General features: G+C 66.0%; 14 protein-coding genes. 6 read left to right on the top strand and 8 right to left on the bottom strand.

Translation table 11 applies throughout. The features are described 5' to 3' along the window. Positions 1–77 precede the first annotated feature (77 nt). Together RZN05_RS01505 and RZN05_RS01500 are read left to right on the top strand one after the other, a co-directional pair. A complete protein-coding gene (locus RZN05_RS01505) occupies positions 78–1,883 on the top strand; it encodes an IlvD/Edd family dehydratase (RefSeq protein WP_317224859.1) in 1,806 nt (601 codons plus the stop codon). Between the two features lie 270 nt (positions 1,884–2,153). Continuing rightward, positions 2,154–2,732, top strand: coding sequence for a DUF3617 domain-containing protein (locus RZN05_RS01500; protein WP_317224858.1), 579 nt, complete (start codon positions 2,154–2,156; stop codon positions 2,730–2,732). Between the two features lie 42 nt (positions 2,733–2,774). On the opposite strand, the gene RZN05_RS01495 is transcribed toward RZN05_RS01500, so the two are convergent. From RZN05_RS01495 to araD1, 4 genes are all read right to left on the bottom strand, one after another. Further along, positions 2,775–4,097, bottom strand: a complete 1,323-nt coding sequence (locus tag RZN05_RS01495; protein ID WP_317224857.1) for a glycoside hydrolase family 27 protein — start codon at positions 4,095–4,097, stop codon at positions 2,775–2,777. Beyond that, a complete protein-coding gene (locus RZN05_RS01490; RefSeq protein ID WP_317224856.1) occupies positions 4,094–6,427 on the bottom strand; it encodes a glycoside hydrolase family 127 protein in 2,334 nt (777 codons plus the stop codon). Before RZN05_RS01490 ends, RZN05_RS01495 begins: the two co-directional genes overlap by 4 nt. 1 nt (position 6,428) lies before the next feature. Next, the gene (locus tag RZN05_RS01485) at positions 6,429–7,973 is read right to left on the bottom strand and encodes an alpha-N-arabinofuranosidase (RefSeq protein ID WP_317224855.1); all 1,545 of its coding nucleotides are present in this window, start codon (positions 7,971–7,973) and stop codon (positions 6,429–6,431) included. 76 nt (positions 7,974–8,049) lie between these two features. Further along, entirely contained in the window at positions 8,050–9,039 is a 990-nt protein-coding gene (gene araD1 / locus RZN05_RS01480) for an AraD1 family protein (protein WP_317224854.1), read from the bottom strand. Between araD1 and RZN05_RS01475 the strand changes: the two genes are divergently transcribed. The 3 genes from RZN05_RS01475 to RZN05_RS01465 all read left to right on the top strand — a co-directional run bounded on the left by RZN05_RS01475 (position 9,038) and on the right by RZN05_RS01465 (position 11,635). Further along, on the top strand, positions 9,038–9,238 hold the full coding sequence (locus tag RZN05_RS01475) for a hypothetical protein (protein ID WP_317224853.1): 201 nt from the start codon (positions 9,038–9,040) through the stop codon (positions 9,236–9,238). The two genes, araD1 and RZN05_RS01475, sit on opposite strands and share 2 nt — an antisense overlap. A gap of 80 nt (positions 9,239–9,318) precedes the next feature. Then, positions 9,319–10,290 carry an arabinan endo-1,5-alpha-L-arabinosidase gene (locus tag RZN05_RS01470; protein WP_317224852.1) on the top strand — a complete coding sequence of 324 codons (972 nt, stop codon included), beginning with the start codon at positions 9,319–9,321 and terminating at the stop codon, positions 10,288–10,290. 31 nt (positions 10,291–10,321) lie between these two features. Continuing rightward, positions 10,322–11,635, top strand: a complete 1,314-nt coding sequence (locus tag RZN05_RS01465; protein ID WP_317224851.1) for a sugar MFS transporter — start codon at positions 10,322–10,324, stop codon at positions 11,633–11,635. A gap of 189 nt (positions 11,636–11,824) precedes the next feature. Here the strand turns inward: RZN05_RS01465 and RZN05_RS01460 are convergent, their stop codons facing one another. Next, positions 11,825–12,613, bottom strand: a complete 789-nt coding sequence (locus RZN05_RS01460) for a FadR/GntR family transcriptional regulator (RefSeq protein WP_317224850.1) — start codon at positions 12,611–12,613, stop codon at positions 11,825–11,827. 324 nt (positions 12,614–12,937) lie between these two features. Here RZN05_RS01460 and RZN05_RS01455 point away from each other — a divergent pair, with 324 nt between their 5' ends. Continuing rightward, positions 12,938–13,510 carry an invasion associated locus B family protein gene (locus RZN05_RS01455; RefSeq protein WP_317224849.1) on the top strand — a complete coding sequence of 191 codons (573 nt, stop codon included), beginning with the start codon at positions 12,938–12,940 and terminating at the stop codon, positions 13,508–13,510. A 3-nt stretch (positions 13,511–13,513) separates the two neighbouring features. Here the strand turns inward: RZN05_RS01455 and RZN05_RS01450 are convergent, their stop codons facing one another. The 3 genes from RZN05_RS01450 to RZN05_RS01440 are packed head-to-tail and all read right to left on the bottom strand — an operon-like array spanning position 13,514 to position 17,063. Then, positions 13,514–15,703 (bottom strand): TonB-dependent receptor, encoded by a 2,190-nt coding sequence (locus RZN05_RS01450; RefSeq protein WP_317224848.1) that lies wholly within the window; start codon positions 15,701–15,703, stop codon positions 13,514–13,516. 32 nt (positions 15,704–15,735) lie between these two features. Continuing rightward, the gene (locus tag RZN05_RS01445) at positions 15,736–15,927 is read right to left on the bottom strand and encodes a hypothetical protein (RefSeq protein WP_317224847.1); all 192 of its coding nucleotides are present in this window, start codon (positions 15,925–15,927) and stop codon (positions 15,736–15,738) included. Further along, on the bottom strand, positions 15,924–17,063 hold the full coding sequence (locus RZN05_RS01440) for a PepSY-associated TM helix domain-containing protein (RefSeq protein WP_317227536.1): 1,140 nt from the start codon (positions 17,061–17,063) through the stop codon (positions 15,924–15,926). The genes RZN05_RS01445 and RZN05_RS01440 overlap by 4 nt, the downstream gene beginning before the upstream one ends. Positions 17,064–17,316 lie beyond the last annotated feature (253 nt).

Raw genomic sequence — 17,316 nt, 5'->3', positions numbered from 1 at the left:
CTCGCTTGTGGAATCACGACTTCCTTGCCAATAGTCTGACTAATCAGAACACTCGCGTAGGGCCCAGACGAAGCGACATGACCCAAGATATCACTACCTCGCCCGGCAAGCTTCGTTCGCGCGCCTGGTTCGACGATCCGTCCAACGCCGACATGACCGCGCTGTATCTCGAGCGGTACATGAACTTCGGGATCAGCCTCGACGAGCTCCAGTCGGGCCGGCCGATCATCGGCATCGCGCAGACCGGCAGCGACCTTTCGCCGTGCAATCGCCACCATCTCGTCCTTGCAGAGCGCATCCGTGAGGGCATCCGTGAGGCGGGCGGGATCGCGATCGAATTTCCGGTCCACCCGATCCAGGAGACCGGCAAGCGCCCCACCGCGGGGCTCGACCGCAACCTCGCCTATCTCGGGCTGGTCGAGACGCTCTACGGCTATCCGATCGACGGCGTGGTGCTCACCACCGGCTGCGACAAGACCACCCCGGCCTGCCTAATGGCGGCGGCGACGGTGAACATTCCCGCGATCTCGCTCTCGGTCGGCCCGATGCTCAATGGCTGGCACAAGGGCGAGCGCACCGGATCGGGCACGATCGTGTGGAAGGCGCGTGAGCTGCTCGCGGCGGGCGAGATCGATTACCAGGGCTTCATCAAGCTTGTCGCCAGCTCGGCACCGTCGACAGGCTTCTGCAACACGATGGGCACGGCATCGACGATGAACAGCCTAGCCGAGGCGCTGGGCATGTCGCTGCCCGGATCGGCGGCGATCCCGGCGCCGTATCGCGATCGTCAGGAATCGGCGTATCGCACCGGGCTCCAGATCGTCGAGATGGTCCATGCCGACCGCAAGCCGAGCGACGTGCTGACGCGCGCGGCGTTCCTCAACGCGATCCGCGTCAATTCGGCGATCGGCGGATCGACCAATGCGCCGATCCACTTGAACGCGATCGCCCGGCATATCGGCGTCGAGCTCGACCTCGACGATTGGCAGGCGCATGGCCGCGACGTGCCGCTGCTGGTCAACCTCCAGCCGGCAGGCGAATATCTTGGCGAGGATTATTATCGCGCGGGCGGCGTGCCCGCAGTGGTCGCCGAGTTGATGCGCCAGGGGCTGATCCTCGAGGACGCGCTGACCGTCAACGGGCGCAGCATCGGTGACAATTGCCGCGACGTGGCGATCGAGGACGAGAAAGTGATCCGCCGCTTCGATGCGCCGCTCAAGGACGCTGCGGGCTTCTCGGTGCTGCGCGGCAATCTGTTCGACAGCGCGATCATGAAGCTGAGCGTGATCTCGCCCGAATTCCGCGCGCGCTATCTCTCTGATCCGGCCGATCCCGACGCATTCGAAGGGCCGGTCGTGGTGTTCGACGGACCCGAAGACTATCACCACCGCATTGACGATCCCGCGACGGGGATCGACGAGACCACGCTGCTGATCATGCGCGGGGCGGGGCCGATCGGCTATCCGGGCGCCGCCGAAGTGGTCAACATGCGCCCGCCGGTGCAGCTGATCCAGAAGGGCGTCGGCGCGCTTCCGTGCATCGGCGACGGGCGGCAATCGGGGACGAGCGGCAGTCCCTCGATCCTCAACGCCTCGCCCGAGGCGGCGGCGGGCGGCGGGCTTGCGCTGCTGCAGACCGGGGATCGGGTGCGGATCGATTTGCGCAAGGGGACCGCGAACATGCTGATTTCCGACGAAGAACTGGCCGAGCGGCGCAAGGCGCTGGAAGCCGCGGGCGGCTTCGCCTTCCCGGCGAGCCAGACGCCCTGGCAGGAGATGCAGCGCGCCGTGGTCGGCCAGGCAGAGAGCGGCGCGGTGCTCGAGCCGGCAGTCAAGTACCAGAAGCTGGCGCAGACCTTCGGGGTGCCGCGGCACAATCACTGAGACCCTATTCCCCTCCCTACCGGGGGGGAGGATAAGGGGTGGGTTCGACATCGGCCGGCGCTCGAAGCGCCGGCCGGGCGCTTCGGTGCCTGGCGATGCTGTTCTGAGCGCGCGGACGCGCGTACTGGCCCCCGCCCCTTCGCTGCAATGAAATAATTTGGGAAATGTCATAATTATAGCAATTATTACAGTTAATTACACAATGTAGTTAACGTGCAACTGTTACGGCTCCGCAGCGTTTCTATGCGGACCACAACAGGGAGTATCTGGATGAAGAAGCTGCTTTTGCTCGCGCCGCTGGCGCTTGCCGCGTGCAATTCGGGCTCGAAGGTCGAAGCGACCAATGCCAGCGTCGAGGAAGTTGCCAACCAGGTCGCAGCAAGCGGCGCCGCGCCGCAGCTCTCGCCGGGCCGCTGGGAAGGCAGCGCGACCATTCTCAGCATGGAAATCCCGGGCATGCCCCCCGAGGCTGCCGCGCAGATGAAGAGCGCGATGGGCACCGCCACGCCCTTCGCAAGCTGCCTGACGCCGGAGCAGGCCAAGAAGCCCGCAGCGGACTTCTTCGCGGGCGGCGCCCAGAAGGACTGCACCTACGAGAAGTTCACCATGGCCGACGGCAAGCTCGACGCCAAGATGCAGTGCAAGAGCAGCGGCATGACCATCGACATGACGATGGACGGCAAGTTCGCCAGCGACAATTTCCAGCTCGCGATGACCAGCAAGAGCGCGGGCATCCCCGGCCAGCCGGCGTCGGCGCACACGATGAACATGAAGATGGAAGCGCGCCGCACCGGCGAGTGCAACGGCACCGAGAGCAAGGCGCCGACCCCGCCGGGCAAGGCTTCGTAAAGACGATCCTACCCTCTCCCCTTTCGGGGAGAGGGTTTCGCCTCAGCGCACGCGGTATAGCGCGGAACCGTGCGCCGGCAGCGTGACTGCAATGCGGCCACGGGCATCGGGCAAGTCGCTGCCCGCCCACAGGTGGCGGACCCGCGCCTTGCCCGAAATGCCCAGCGCCGTCAGGTCGGCAGCGACCTCGTCCGCGGTCTCGCCGACGTTGAACAGCGCGAGATAGCGCGCATCGCCATCGCGCGAAGTCCAAGCGACTTGGTTGCCGGTGCGGAAGAGTTGCCGCGCTTCGCTGCCGTGCTGGTTGACCCGAAGCACCTCGTCATTGGTGAGCAGCGCAAGCGTGTCGGCATCGAGCGCGCGCAGGTCGCCGCCCATGATCAGCGGCGAGCGGGCGATCGACCAGAGCGTCATCATCGTGCGCTGCTCGTCGGGGGTGAAGCGCGTGCGGCGCTTGCCCATCGCGAGCAGCCCGAGCGGGAGCATGTCGGCATCGGGCCAGGCACCGGGGCGCAGGTGCGGCGCCCAGTCGGCGAGGCGTTTGAACTGCGACAACAGCAGCTTCCATTCGTCCCAGAAATCGTCGCTGATCCGCCAGAGGTTTGCGTGTTCGGCGACGTGCGTGGCGGCAGTGAGCGCAGTCTCGCCGGGCGAGAGGCTCAACACCATCGGCCGGCCGCTGCGGTCGATCGCGCGGCGGATCGCCTCGATCTCGGGCTGGTTGCGATGATAAGGGCGCGAGATGTCGTCGACCTTGACGAAGTCGATGCCCCAGGACGCGATCAGCTTGAAGACGCTGTCGTAATAGGCCTGCGCGCCGGGCTTGGACATGTCGACGCCGTACATGTCGGAGTTCCAGGTGCAGATGTTGACGCGGTCCGCGATGTCGCCGCAACGATGCCTGGCCCCGAGTATCGGCAGGTTGCGGTCGGCCGCCAGCCGCGGGACGCCGCGCATCAGGTGGATGCCGAACTTGAGGCCGAGGCGGTGGGCATAGTCGGCGAGCGGCTTGAAGCCCCTGCCCTTCGCGGCCGAGGGGAAGCGATTGAGCGCGGGGAGCAGCCGCCCGTTGGCGTCCATCGCCAGCTCGACGCCGACGCGATAGTCGAAGCCGGTGGCGCCGGGCTCGTACCATTGGATGTCGACGGTGAAGATGTCGTAGCCGTGCGGGAGCAGCTTGGAGGCCATCACCGCGGCGTTGGCGCGAGCCTGCTCCTCGTTGATCGTCGCTGCGAAGCTGTCCCAGCTGTTCCAGCCCATCGGTGGACGCGGGGCAAGGTAACGAAAGTTACGCGGAGAGCGGGCCTGGGCGGCGACCGGGGTGGCGGCGAGCAGCGCGAGGGCATGGCGGCGAGTGAGACTCATTTGGCCTCCAGCGTGCGGGCTTCGTAGATAAAGGCGTCGGTGCCCTTGGTCTCGAAGCGGATAGTGACGCGGTCCTTGCCGCGGCTGAGCGCTTCAGGGATCGGATAGTCGACGGTGACGAAGCGCTTCTCGGGCGGCGCCGCGCGGCGTTCGTTGGCGATGCGCGTGCCATCGATCGATATGTCGAAATTCTTGGCCACCTCCTCGCCCCAATAGAGCACGCTGAGCAGCATCGGGCCGGGGCGCACCGCGAGGGTGATTTCGAGATAATTGCCGGTGCCCCAGGGAAGCTGGCGCGCGCTTCGGCCGCCCCAGGAGAACAGGTCGCTGTGGTTCGAGCGATAGTCGTGGTCGCGCTCGGGCTGCATCTCGCCCAGCTGGATCACGTCGACGGTGCGCTTGGCGAGCTTGGCGCGCGTGGCGCTCTCGGCGCGGAAGCTTGCTTCCTCCGCCTTCCATTCGGCGGCGGTGAAGCGCGGGAAATAGACCGCGGTGCGACGATCATACTGACGGAAGAAGGGCACCATCGAGAGCGGCGCAGGCCGCGCATCGGGAAGCCGGAAACGATGCTCGGCGGGATTTTCGGCCTCGAGCGTGGCCATCGTGTCGCCGATCACCAGCGCCGGCACGGGCCCGTCGAACGGCTTGTCGGCGGGGCCGAGATCTGCGGCCAGCACGATCGGCCCATGCAGCCAGGCGACCATCCGCGAGTCATCGGGCGTCGCCTCGGCGCGCACCCGCATCGGCAAATCAAGCTCGATCCGGTCTCCAACCTTCCACTTCCTGTAGACCGTGGCGTAACGGCTGCCGCCCTGGATCGGAGCATTCTCGCCGTTAAGCCGCAGGGCCGGCGTCGCGCACCAACCGGGAACGCGCATGTTGACCGCAACGGGGTCGCGCGGCGCCTGGGTCACGGTGAGCGTGACGGTCTCGCCGAACGGGAAGCGCGTATCGAGCGCGACCTTGAGCCCCCGCTCCTTCCACTCGGCGGTCGAGGGGATGAACAGGTTGACGAACAGCGTCGTCTCGTCGTGCCAGTAGATGCTTTCGCCATGCTTGGAATGGGTTTCGAGCCCCGAGCCGACGCAGCACCAGAAGCTGTCCTCGGGCGTCGAATAGGTGCGCCGCGCGCCAGCGCTCAGCGGCATGAAATAGACGAACTGCCCGGTGCCCGGATCCTGGTGCGCGAGCAGATGGTTGATATGGATTCGCTCGTACGTGTCGAAAAGCGCCGGATCCGGCTCCCAGCCATAGAGATGGCGAGTGAGCTTGAGCATGTTGTAGCTGTTGCACGCCTCACAGGTGCGCTCGGTGATCCGAGTCGATATCTGGTTGGGCGCGCCGAAATGCTCGCGCTCGCTGTTGCCGCCGATGACGTAGCTGTGATGCTGGGTGACGGTGCGGTGGAAGAAGCGCGCGGCATCGGCATGGCGTTGTTCGCCGGTCAGCTCATAGAGCCGGGCCAGGCCGATCAGCTTGGGGATCTGGGTGTTGGCGTGGAGGCCGGGAAGATCGTCCTTGCCCGCCGCCAACGGTGCCAGCACCTTGCGGTGATAGATCCGCTCGGCGAGCCGCCGCCAGCGCGGATTGCCGGTCAGCGCATAGGTCTCTGCATAGCTGTCGTTGAGCCCGCCATGCTCCGCGGCGAGCAGCTTCTGCATCTGCACCTCGTCGAGCCCTTCGAGGATCGTCGCGAGATAACCGGCCATGCCGAGCATCACCGGCATTGCTGCGTCCACGTCCCCGAGCCGCACGGCGTCGATCAGCCCGGCATGGACCTTGTGCCAGGTGTAGAGCGGCACCCAGCCGCCATTGACGTCGAACCCGCCGCTGCGGATCTCGCCCTTGCGCACTTCCTCGAAGACGATCTTGCCGTCGACCGTCCTGCCGTCGCGCTCGACGGTGGTGCCGCCGACATAGCCGTCGCCGTGCGCGGCCTGGATGCGCGCCATTTCGGCGATGGTACCGCGCAGGCGATCACGCACCGCGGCGTCGCCGGTCTGGGCATACATCAGCGACAGCGCGGAGAGATAATGGCCGAGCGTATGCCCGGCGATCCCCCGTGCTTCCCAGCCGCCATAGGTTTCGCCTTTGGTGGGCAGGCGAGCGCTCTTGTAGAAATTGTGAAGCAGCCGCTCGGGGGAGAGCGACAGCAGAGTGCGGCGGTTGGTGTCGACCGCGTCGCGATAGACCGACGGCCCGAGCCGCACCGCCGAGAGCGGCAGCGGCCGGGCCTTGATCGGCTTCTCGTCAACCGCGACCCGGGCGAAGGCCGGGCCGGCGAGCGCCAATGCGCTCGCCGAACCCAGGAACAACCGCCGCGTCAGCACCTCAGTCGACCGCGACGACGACGACCGACTTGGCCGGCAAGTCGAAGGTCAGCTTGCCGCCCTGGCTGCGCGCCGAATAGGGCGCGGGCATGATCGTGTTCGGCCGATCGAACGTGTTGTGCGTGTCGATCGCCGGGCCGGTCAGGATGCGGCCGCGGGCATTGCCGCTGAGGTTGGTCGTCACCCGCGCCGGCTTGTTCGGATCGGTGTTGGTGAGCGACAGATACATCCGGCCGTCGGCGCCGCGCGCGGCGGAGACGTCGACCATCGGCACCTTGAACCCCGCGCGCTCGTACGTCGGGCCCTTCACGTCCGCGGCATACGGCGTGGCGCCCTGGAACGGCACGTACATGTCGAAGACGTGATAGGTCGGGGTGAGCAGCATCCGGCCCTTGTCGGTGAGGATCATCGCCTGGAGGACGTTGATCATCTGGGCGATGTTGGCCATCTTCACGCGATCGGTGTGGCGGTGGAAGATGTTGAGCGTCAGCGCCGCGACTTCGGCGTCGCGCAGGCTGTTCTGCTGGTAGAGGAAACCCGGCGTCGAGCCCGATTCCTGATCGTACCACGTGCCCCATTCGTCGACATAGAGCGCGACCTTCTTCTGCGGATCGTGCTTGTCCATCATCTCGACATGCTTGGTGATCAGTTCGTCCATGAACAGCGCGCGGCCCAACGTGGAGGCCCATTCGTCTTCGTTGAAGCCCGTCGCGGCGCCCTTCTTGTCCCACTTGCCGGTGGGCAGGGTATAATAATGGACGCTGAGCGCGTTCATACGATCGCGCGCCTGGCGCATCATCACATCGGTGAAATTATAGTCGCTGGCATTGGCGCCACTGGCGACCTTGACGATCTTGGGCTGGCCGGCGGGCGCGTTGACGAACTCGGCATAACGGCGGTGGAGATCGGCCGAATATTCGGGACGCATGCTGCCGCCGCAGCCCCAGGTCTCATTACCGACGCCGAAATATTTGACGGCCCATGGCTTTTCGCGGCCGTTCTTCTTGCGCTCCTCGGCGAGCGTGCCCTGCTCCGCGGTCATGTATTCGACCCACTGGCTCATCTCGCGCGGGCCCATCGAGCCCATATTGCCCGCGACATAGGCGTCGGTGCCGAGCATCTCGGAATAGTTCATGAACTCGTGGGTGCCGAAGGCATTGTCCTCGGTCACGCCGCCCCAGTGGCGGTTGATACGGACCGGGCGCTTTGCCTTGGGGCCGATGCCGTCGCGCCAGTCATATTCGTCGGCGAAGCAGCCGCCCGGCCAGCGCACCACGGGCACCTTGATGTGCTTGAGCGCCGCCAGCACGTCGTTGCGATAGCCGTTGGTGTTGGGAATCTTGCTATCGGTGCCGACCCACAGCCCCTCATAGATGCCGCGGCCGAGATGCTCGGCGAACTGGCCGTAGATGCCGGGCTCGATCCTGGGCCCCGCCTTGGCAGTATCGACCGTGACGGTAACCGGCACCGGCGCCTGCGCAAGGGCCGGCGCGGCCATCGTAATCGTGGCCGCGACCGACAACAGGCCCTGCTTCCACTGTTTCATCCAACATCCCCTCTTTGGTGCCGACGCGACGGGCCGGCGGCTGATTTATCTCGTTAACTTCACGTCTGCAGGTGATTCAAAGCGGAATTACGCGGCCCGCATCGTCTTCCGGCAAGGTCTGGAGCGCATTGCGCAGCGGCAGCGTGAACGGCGCGGCGAGGACTTCGAAGACGTCGCCCTCCTGCGTCTTGACCCCGTCGGAGAAAGACAGCGTCGCGGTGCCGAAGAAATGGACATGGAGATCGCCCGGGCGCCGGAAAAGCGCATATTTGAAATGGTGATGCTCGAGATTGGCGATGGCGTGCGACATGTTCGCCTCGCCCGACAAAAACGGCTTCTCCCAGATCGTCTCGCCGTTGCGGACGATCTTGCTGGTGCCGCGGACATCCGCAGGCAACTCGCCGACGAGCAGTTCGGCGCCGAGCGAGGCGTGACGCAGCTTCGAATGGGCAAGCCAGAGATAGTTGCCGCGTTCGATGATGTGGTCCGAGAATTCGTTGCCGAGCGCGAAGCCGAGGCGGCGCGGCTGGCCCTGGTCGTCGATCAGATAGATGCCGGCGATCTCGGGCTCCTCGCTGCCGTCGAGCGCGAAATGCGGCGAGGGCATGGGCTCGCCGGGGCCGACCAGCGACGAGCCATCGCCCTTGTAGAACCATTCCGGCTGGACGCCGGGCTTGCCGTCGGTCGGCTTGCCGCCTTCGAGCCCCATATTGAACATCCGCATCGAATCGGTGAGCGTGCCGCCAGCTGCCGCCTTGTGCATCTTGTCGCGCCCCTCGGCCGAGCCGAGATGGGTGAGCCCAGTACCAGTGACGTAGCAATGCGCGGGATCGGGATGGTCGATCGGCCCGAGCAGCCGGCCTTCGCCCTCGGCCGCCGCGAGATCGACGGGTGCCCCTGCCCGCGCGCGCGCCGCGGCTTCGAGCGAGATGCTTTGGCGGATCGCGGCGAGCGCAAGCTCGTACGTGGTGCTCACCCCGTCCAGCCGCACCGCGCCGTTCTCGAGAAACGCCGCGACGCCCCGCGCGCCTGCACCATCCCGAAACTGCACGAGCCTGAACGCCATGACCGATCCTCTTCCGATTCGAATAATAGTCAGACTTATATGCGCAGCGGGTGCGCAATCAATCCTCGCCGGATGGCAAAGCGCGGGGAGCAGCCTGCCTATCGCGCTGCTTTATCAGCCATTACAAGCACTTGACCGCCAAACAATCCTGCACGACGAAGCGCTTGCGCCGCGCGGCGTATTTCGTATTTTTGTCTGACTAATGGCAATGATGCTGCGGGCGAGAGGGAGGGCTGAAACGTGCTGACGTCCGTGCTTGCTCGTGCGCGCTGCCCTGTAATGCAGGGCTTTGCCCTCGCGCTGTTCGCTGGCGCTCCGGCATCGGCGCAGCCCGCGCCAATCAGCCTTGCCGGCGATATCGCCCCGGCGCACGACCCTGCGATTATCCGACAGGGCGCGCGCTACTATGTGTTCACCACCAGCCAAGAGCGCCAAGGCGAAGGGCTGATACATGTCCGCACATCGAGCGACCTGGCGAACTGGACGCGGGCGCCCTCGGTGTTTGCGCAGATGCCGGGCTGGGTGCAGGACGCAGTGCCGGGCGCAAGGGGCATCTGGGCGCCGGATATCGTCTTCGCGCAGGGCGAATACCGCCTCTATTATTCGATATCGACCTTCGGGAAGAATCGCTCGGCGATCGGTCTGGCGACCAGCCCTTCGCTCGCAAAGCCCGTGTGGACCGATCGGGGCCAGGTGATCGCATCGGGCCAAGGCGACGACTTCAATGCGATCGATCCCGCCGTCTTTGCCGACCCTAAGGGCGGCCAGTGGATGGCGTTCGGCAGCTTCTGGTCGGGGCTCAAGCTCGTCCGGCTCGATCGCAGGACCGGGCTACGTGCCGCTGGGGACGCCACGGTGCATTCGATCGCCCGGCGGCCGAGCCCCGGCGCAGTCGAGGCGCCGTTCGTGATCCGGCGAGCCGGATTCTATTATCTGTTCGCCTCCTACGATTTCTGCTGCCGGCGCGCCGAAAGCACCTACTACACCGTGGTCGGGCGGTCGAAGGATCCCAAGGGGCCGTATCTCGACCGCGAGGGCAAGAAGCTGACCGAGGGCGGCGGCACGCGCGTCCTCCATGCCGATCTCGATCCATCGAAGCGCTTCGTCGGGCCGGGACATGTCGCGATCCTGCGCGAGCCCAAGCAGGATTACATCGTCTACCACGCTTATGATACGCACGCGAAAGGCACGCCGACGCTCCGCATCCAGCCGCTGGGCTGGACGCGCGACGGCTGGCCGCTCGCACGCTGAGAACAAGCCTTCCCAGGAGAAGAACCACCCCATGCCAGCCGTTCCAGTATCACCCCGTGCCGGTGCCCCGTCGGGCTCGAGCGCGCCCTATGGCGCCGCGCTCTCGATGCTCGCGACGCTCTTCTTCATGTGGGGGTTCATCACCGTCATCAACGGCACGCTGCTGCCGCATCTGCGCAGCGTCATGGTGCTCAGCTATGCCCAGACCACGCTGATCGAGAGCGTGTGGTTCATCGCCTATTTCGTCGCCTCGATCCCCTCGGCCAAGATCATCGAGCGGATAGGCTACAAGAAGTCGATGGTCACCGGGCTGATCGTGATGGCGGTCGGCGCGCTGATCATGATCCCGGCGTCGATGCTGCTGTCCTACTATGTCGTGCTGACTGCGATGTTCGTGATCGCATCGGGCATCGCTTTGCTCCAGGTCGCGGCGAACCCCTATGTTGCGGTGATCGGCCCGGCGGAGAGTTCGTCCTCGCGGCTCAACCTGGTCCAGGCGTTCAATTCGATGGGCACCACCTTCGCCCCGCTGTTCGGCGCGTACCTGATCCTCGGCCGCAGCGTCTCGGGCACCACCGAGGGCGGCGCGGCGTCGCTGACGCTGGAGCAGCGGCTTGCCGATGCGCAGACCGTACAGCTGCCCTATCTGATCGTCGCCGTGGTGCTGATCGTCCTCGCAGTGGTGATCGCCCGCTTCAAGCTTCCTGCGATGGGCAATGCCGTCTCGCGCCATTCGCGCGAGGACCGCAAGAACCACTCGCTGTGGAAGCATCGCAATCTCGTGTTCGGCGTGCCGGCGATCGCGATCTACCTGATTGCCGAAATCGGCGTCGGCAACCTCTTCGTCAATTTCGTCTCGAAGCCCGACATCGGCAACCTCACCCACCAGCAGGCCGGGAACTACCTGTTCCTGCTTTGGGGCGGGATGATGGTCGGCCGCTTCATCGGCGCGTTCCTGATGCGCTCGGTCAAGGCCGAGACGGTACTTGCGGTGGCCAGCGCGCTGGCGTTCGTAGTGATGGTCATCACCACCTTCGCGCATGGCCCGATCGCGATGTGGTCGCTAATCTCGGTTGGGCTGTTCCACTCGATCATGTTCCCGACGATCTTCACGCTCGGGATCAAGGGCCTGGGTCCGCTGACCGAAGAAGGTTCGGGGCTGCTGATCATGGCGATCGCGGGCGGCGCCCTGGTGTATTTCCAGGGCAAGTTCGCCGACGCCTATGGGCTGCAGGAATCGTTCATCATCTGCGCGATCTGCGAACTCTACGTGCTGTTCTACGCGCTGTGGGGATCGAAGGTCACCAATGCGCTGGAGGACGAGGTGGTGACCGGGGTGGCGTGAACGTAACTCCCCTCCCTGCCTGCAGGGAGGGGTCGGGGGCGGGTGCGCGCGTCTGCGCGCCCAAAAAGACTCAACCGCCAAGCATCGAAGCGCTGGACAGGGCATCGAGCCCTGCCCAGCGCTAAAACCCACCCCTAAACCCCTCCCTTTCAGGGAGGGGAATTTGATGACGATGCCCCTACTCTCCACTCAACCCGCCACCACTTCCCCGCGCGTGCCCTTGGGCTGGCGGAGTTTGGGGCCCTTGCTGCGGGTGGTATCCAGGAACGCCATGTCGACAAGGTGCGACATCGCGGCGTGTGCGCCCTCGGCGTCGCCCGCCGCGATCGCGTCATAGACCTTCTGGTGGTCGGGGATCGGATCGCGGCGGAGCGGGCTGTTGCGTTGCTTGAAGATCGTCGTCCAGGCGACCGCCGCACTGACGCTGGTGGTCAGCGTGGTGATAAAGGGATTGGCCGAGGCCTCGAGCAACGCAGCGTGGAAGTCCTGGTCGGCGATCCGTCCCTCCTCCACCGCCAGCGTGTGTGTCGTCATGCCTTCGAGCGCGACCTGCATGCGCTTCAACTGCGTATCGGAGCGGCGCTCGGCGGCCAGCGCCGCAGCTTCGGGCTCGAAGATTTTCCGCAGCTCGAACAGGCTATAGAGCAGCTCATCGTCGGGCTCGAATTCGAAGATCCACGACAACACGTCGGGATCGAGCAGGTGCCATTTCTCGCGGTCGCTGACTCGCGTGCCGGTGCGCGGGCGGCTCTCGACCAGCCCCTTGGCCGCGAGGATGCGCAATGCCTCGCGATAGGCGGTGCGCGAGACGTGGAGCCGGTCGCTCGCCGCGACTTCGTTGTTGAGCACTTCGCCGGGCTTGTAGCGCCCCGACACGATCAGGATGCCGAGATCGCGCGCGATCGTGCCGTGGAGCCGCAGCGATTTGCGGCGCTCGCGGACGTTGAGCGGCTTGGCGGTCTTGACCTTTGCAACCATCGCATAGTCCTAGCGCTGCGAGGGGCTCGCGTACAACTGGTGGATCACGCGCGTCGAGTGACGAAAACGTTCCAGGAGAGCGGTTTCAGGACAGCGCCGGGCACGCCATCGGCGAAATCGGTGCGGATGCGGCACCGGGGCGGCTTCATTGGGGGCTTCGGCGGCGTTGATCGCCCTGCGATCTGTGCTGATGCAGCTCGAACCCCTCGTCCGACACGCCTTCGCCCAAGCCGCGAAGGTCGAGGCTGCGGGAAGCGCGGGCCTGTCAACGCCGTTGACCCGCCGCCGCGCTGGTCTAGGCTGCAGGGAAAGCGGGAGGACAGAATGAATCATTTGGTAGCCGTGCTGGGCTTGATCGGCGTGCAGGCGGCGCCGGCCGCGCCCTCGCCTGGCGCGCCCGCGGCGCAACCTGCCGGGCCGGCCTGGCAATTGGTATGCGCGCCCGCGCCTGCCGCAACGCCCGCGACCCCTGCCCCCGCCCCTGCCGCCAGCCAGCCGTGCAGCCTGGTGCAGAACCTGCTGGCGGGCGAGCAGAAGCAGCGGCTGCTGACGGTGATCCTCCAGCGCACGCCACAGGCCGGGCACGCAATGACGGTCGCGCTACCGCACGGCGTGCTGTTCCCCTCGGGCGTGAGCCTGCAGGTCGACGAGGCGGCGGAGAAGCCGCTGGTCGTGCAGACCAGCGACCAGAATGGCGCCTATACCGGCACGTCCATCGACGCGGTGCTGCTGGCGGCACTGCGCGGCGGCAAGACGCTCAAGATCGGCTTCACCGCGGGCAACGGCCAGCGGATCGTGGTGCCGGTGACGCTCAAGGACTTTCCCGCCGGTCTGATCGCGCTCGACAAGAGCCCGTTGCCGGCGGCGCCCGCCCCCGCCGCGCCGAAGCCCAAATAAGGCCTATAGGTCGATCGAGGCCGAGAGCTTGAAGGTCCGCGGGGCGCCCTGGAGCAGATCGGGGCGCGAGCTGTCGAATGCCGAGGCCCAATAGCGCTTGTTGGCCACGTTATCGACGCCCGCGCGCAGCGTGACCGGCTTGTCGCTCACCAGCGCGACATAGCGCGCCCCCAGGTCGAAGCGCGTCCAGCTGGGCAGCGCCAGCGTGTTGGCGTTGTTCGCGGGCTGCTCGCCGGTATGGACGACGCGGCCGGTCAGCGTCAGCGCGGTGACGAACGGCAGATCCCACTCGACATGGCCGTTCACCAGATAATCGGGGACGCCCGCGACCTTGTTGCCCTCGTTGAGCCCGTTAGTCTGGCGGCGCAGCTTGGCGTCGATCACCGAGGCACCGGTGATGACGCGCAGGCCCTGGACCGGTTCGGCTTGGATGCTCAGCTCGATGCCGCGGTTGCGCTGGCGGCCCGACGCCTCGAAGCGCGCGTCGTTGGCCGGCGGACCGGGCACCGGCACCAGGATCGCCGTCTCGCGCTCGGTGGTGAAGAACGACAGGCTCGCAGTGACGTCGCGCAGCGTGAGCTTGCCGCCGACTTCATATTGCGTCGACATATAGGGCGGCAGGATCTCGCCGACATTGACGACGTTGAACCCGCCGCTCACCGCGGGTGCCGTCGCACCCTGGACCAGCGCCTCGCTGCGATTGGCGTAGAGCGACACCGCATCGACCGGCTTGATCACGAGGCCGACCACCGGGGTCACCGCATCCTTGCGATATTCGGCGGTCTGCGCGCCGGTGACGTTCGAATAGGTCTTGGCGGTGATCTGCTGGAGCCGCAGCCCGCCGGTCAGCAGGATTCGGTCGTCCCAGAAACCGAGCGTGTCCGACGCGAAGGCGCTCGCCAGCTGGATGCGCGAGATCGGGAAGGGCTCGGCCATGTTACCGCCGCGCGAGGTGACGGTGCTCGGCTGGGGGATGATCACCGGGTTGTAGATATTGCTGCGCACCGGCGACACCGCATAGAATTCGAACGCGTTGCGGTTGGTCATCCAGTTCATCGAGCCACCGAAGTTGAATTCGTGGCTGATCCCGCCCTGGGCTAGCTTGACGCGGATGCCGGCCTGCGCCGCCTCGTTATTGTCGGTGCGCGGGATGCGCGAACCCGAGATCGAGATCGTGCCGGTCGCGGCATCGAGCAGCGAGAAGGTGCCGTAGAAGCCGTCCTCGGAACCGTCGCGCGCGCCGAACGCGGCATAGACCAACGCATTGTCCGACAGGTCATATTCGGCGCGGAACTGGCCGTAGATGTCGCGTAGCTCGGTGAAGTTGAACGGCTGGCCATAATTGACGGTAGCCCGAGGCACGTCGGGGATTACGGTGATCGCGGCGGGGAGCGTCAGCTTGGGACGAAGCTGGTTCACCCGCACCTTCTGATAGGCGAGGTCGAGCGAGAGGCGCAGCGGGCCGCTATCATAGTCGATCGCGCCGCCGAGCAGATACGCGCTGCGGAACTCGTCGTCGATGCCGACATCGCCGCGCCGCGCCGCGCCATTGATGCGGACGCCCCATTCGCTGTTGGCGCCGAAGCGGCGAGCAACGTCGAAGCTGCCGCCGAAATGGCCGCTCGAGGTGTAGTTGGTTGTGAGCCGGGTCAGCGGCCGGTCACCGGCGCGCTTGGGACTCAGATTGACGCTGCCGCCGATGCCCGATCCCCCGGGCGCCGCGCCGTTGAGGAAGGCGCTGGAGCCGTTGAGCACCTGGACCGATTCATACAGCTCGGGCGCGATGAGCTGGCGCGGGGTGATCCCGTAGAGGCCGTCGAAGCCGACATCGTCGCTGAACAGCGCGAAGCCGCGGATGACGAACTGCTCGGCGGCATTGCCGAAGCCATAGCTGGTGCGCACCGAGGGATCGTTGTCGAGCACCTGGCCGAGCGTCTGCGGCTGCTGGTTGAGGATCAGCGCGGCGTTGTAGCTCTTGACCGCGAAGGGCACGTCCTCAGCGGGCTTGTCGCCGAGAACGCCGACCCGCCCGCCATGCGTCACGCCGGTCTGGTTCAGGCGCTGGGCAGTGACCAGGATATCCTCCGAGCTTCCGTCCGTCTGCGCTTCCTGCGCGTGCGCCGGAAACGCGAGCGCCAGCGCCGAGGCGCCGAGCGTCAGGCGCAATACGGTGCGGAGGCGAGTCTTGATCACGGTATCGGTTCCTTTGATACGCTACAGGAGGTTCAGGCGCGGCGGGCGCGCATCGCCCAGCCGACGGCAAGGACGGGCACGGCAAGCCCGATCCACGAAAGCATATCGCGCCAGCCGTCGCCGGTGAGCGCGACGACCAACGCGACGCTGCTCAGCACCGCGATCGCCAGCGGGATCGCGAAGATCGCGCCCAGCCCCTGCCGCTTCGAAATGCGCTGGGTCATTCGGCCGGGACCACGACGCCGCCGCTCTCGACTTCGCGGACATGCGCGGCGGGCGAGGCGCGGCGCTTGCCGAGCCAGAGGTAGAGGCCGGTTACCAATATCACGGTCGTGAACAGGTCGAGCATCGCCCAGAGGATCTTGAGCGGCAGCCCGCCATAATCGCCGAAGTGCAGCGGCCGCGAGAGCGAGAGCGACTTGTTGTACCACGGCATCGCGCGCGCCGCGGTGAAGGCGCCGGTCTCGGCATCGATCAGCGCGGGAGTCAGCAGGCGCTCGGTGAGCGGCGTATCGCCCTGAAAGAACACGGCGTAGTGGTGGCTCGAACTGAACTTCCCGCCGGGAAAGCCGATGAATTGCGGGTTGTTGCCGGGCAGTGCCTTGCGCGCCTCCGCCATCGCCTTGTCGAGCGAACCGTAGCGCGAGGGAGGCAGCGCACCCTTGCCGGCATATTCGCGCGTCATCGCGACGAGTTCGCGGCTGCGCCACAGCTTGTTGATCGGATCCTCGAGGGTGTTGATCACCCCGGTGACGCCGACCACCGTCATCCAGGCGAGCGCGACGATGCCGAGCAGGTTATGATAGTCGAGCCATTTGAGCCGCGTGCTGCGCGAGACCCGCAGCGTGCCGAAGCCAAGCTTGCGCATGAACGGCGCATAGAGCACCACCCCCGAGACCAAGGCGACGGTGAACAGCACGCCCATCGCGCCAAGGAACAGCATTCCCGGCAGCCCCAGGAACATGTCGGTATGGAGCTGGAGCAGGAAGTGCATCACCCCCTCTCCCTCGGCTTCCTGGCCGAGCGCCTTGCCGGTCGAGCGGTCGAACAGTTGGATGGTCATCTGCGACCCCGGCGCGTCGGGCTTGGGACCGGTGGTGATCGTCATCGAAGGCTGATCGTTGTCGAACGCCATGAACAGCGGCACTTCGCCCGGCCGCGCGGCCAACGCACGGGCCATCATCTCATCGAGCGGCAGCAGTCCCGGCGTGGTGCCCGACGATCCGACCCCTGGCATGCCGAACTGCGTCGTCTCGCCGCTCAGTCGGTCGATTTCGTCGTGGAAGATCAGCGGCAGCCCGGTGATGCACAGCATCAGCAGGAATGCCGTGCAGATCAGGCTGGTCCATTTATGGACCAGATACCAGATTCGGATATTGGAGCTGGACAGGGTTCGGCAGTCGGTTGCGAGCGATTATCATTACCAACTAGGCTGCACCGCTGCGGCTGTCAATCGAACCGCGAGGCGGCCGCTCGCCCAATGACGGGCGGTCACTCCGGAGAGCGTGGCGCATCGACGTGGAGACTTCGCCAGTCCGATATGCGCCTGGGAAAGCACCACCAACCACTCCCGTTCGGGCTGAGCTTGTCGAAGCCCTGCCCTTCTTCCAACT

The organism is Sphingomonas sp. HF-S4 (genome assembly GCF_032911445.1).
Classification (GTDB): domain Bacteria; phylum Pseudomonadota; class Alphaproteobacteria; order Sphingomonadales; family Sphingomonadaceae; genus Sphingomonas; species Sphingomonas agrestis.
Note: the sequence above shows the minus strand (reverse complement) of the source record. Positions and strands in the feature narration are given on the sequence as shown.

What these genes read in the sequence shown, in the direction of transcription:
- RZN05_RS01505 (WP_317224859.1), top strand. Translation starts at nt 78, where the DNA reads ATGACCCAAGATATCACTACCTCGCCCGGCAAGCTTCGTTCGCGCGCC.
- RZN05_RS01500 (WP_317224858.1), top strand. Translation starts at nt 2,154, where the DNA reads ATGAAGAAGCTGCTTTTGCTCGCGCCGCTGGCGCTTGCCGCGTGCAAT.
- RZN05_RS01495 (WP_317224857.1), bottom strand. Translation starts at nt 4,097, where the DNA reads ATGAGTCTCACTCGCCGCCATGCCCTCGCGCTGCTCGCCGCCACCCCG.
- RZN05_RS01485 (WP_317224855.1), bottom strand. Translation starts at nt 7,973, where the DNA reads ATGAAACAGTGGAAGCAGGGCCTGTTGTCGGTCGCGGCCACGATTACG.
- RZN05_RS01475 (WP_317224853.1), top strand. Translation starts at nt 9,038, where the DNA reads ATGACCGATCCTCTTCCGATTCGAATAATAGTCAGACTTATATGCGCA.
- araD1 (WP_317224854.1), bottom strand. Translation starts at nt 9,039, where the DNA reads ATGGCGTTCAGGCTCGTGCAGTTTCGGGATGGTGCAGGCGCGCGGGGC.
- RZN05_RS01470 (WP_317224852.1), top strand. Translation starts at nt 9,319, where the DNA reads ATGCAGGGCTTTGCCCTCGCGCTGTTCGCTGGCGCTCCGGCATCGGCG.
- RZN05_RS01465 (WP_317224851.1), top strand. Translation starts at nt 10,322, where the DNA reads ATGCCAGCCGTTCCAGTATCACCCCGTGCCGGTGCCCCGTCGGGCTCG.
- RZN05_RS01460 (WP_317224850.1), bottom strand. Translation starts at nt 12,613, where the DNA reads ATGGTTGCAAAGGTCAAGACCGCCAAGCCGCTCAACGTCCGCGAGCGC.
- RZN05_RS01455 (WP_317224849.1), top strand. Translation starts at nt 12,938, where the DNA reads ATGAATCATTTGGTAGCCGTGCTGGGCTTGATCGGCGTGCAGGCGGCG.
- RZN05_RS01445 (WP_317224847.1), bottom strand. Translation starts at nt 15,927, where the DNA reads ATGACCCAGCGCATTTCGAAGCGGCAGGGGCTGGGCGCGATCTTCGCG.